At 44.5% G+C, this 895-nt stretch carries 1 pseudogene; it reads left to right on the forward strand.

What is annotated here, in order from left to right:
• Window positions 1-895, forward strand: a pseudogene (locus J5224_RS30890) (hypothetical protein); the annotation flags it as partial.

An 895-nucleotide genomic window follows, 5' to 3' on the forward strand; every position in this document is an offset into this window, starting at 1 on the left:
CTGGGGGATAAAACCGGTGCTACAAAACTCATTCTTGATTCATTAAAGAATAGCCAGCAACAATTCGGTGATGAAACCAAAGGAACAATGGAGGAAATATCAGGATTCTGGGATAACCTGATAGAAAAACTGAAAACGACTCAATTCTGGTATGACAAGGTTGCTCAGAATGCGACTACAGCCAGACTTCCAGAAGTTAAGATGAGCGCTGGCCCTGTCTTTGACAGAATAAACGAGCAAATGGGGAATAGTACGGTAGATCCAAACCCTTCGCGCACTATGGCGGAAAATTGGAAAAACATTGAATCTAATGCTGCTGGCTTGCTGGGATTTGTCAATGACGTTAATGCTAAAACTCGCCAGTTTAATAAAGACCAGGTAGACGCAAACCAAAAGGCCGATGAATTTTTGAAATCGGCCCGAACGCATGCTGAAATGCGTAACGATCTTGAGAAGGATTACAAGCGTCAGCTAGACGCTGGTTATATCACCCAAGAAAAATACAATAAATTAATTTCGGCAGTTAATGAAAAATACAAAGATCCTAAACAGCGTGAAGAGAAAACGCCTACTGGGGATCGAGCGGAAGAGAACGCTCAGGCTGAACTGCTTGCGTTACAAACCCAACTGCGTGTATTGCAGCAGCATACTGGCATCAATGACACCATAAGCCAGCAACGAAAGGAACTCTGGCAAACCGAATCTAAGTTTTCCGTTCTTGAAGAGGCTGCGCAGAGCCGCAAACTGACAAAGCAGGAACAATCCTTATTAACGAACAAGGACCAAATCATTGCATTGGCTGAGCAGAAAGCCATTCTTGGTGACCAGATCGCGGCACAGGAACGTTTAAACAAGCTACAGGATGCTGCTGCCAAATATGCTACCCAGATGGCGG

The sequence above is a fragment of the Candidatus Symbiopectobacterium sp. NZEC135 genome (assembly GCF_025962695.1).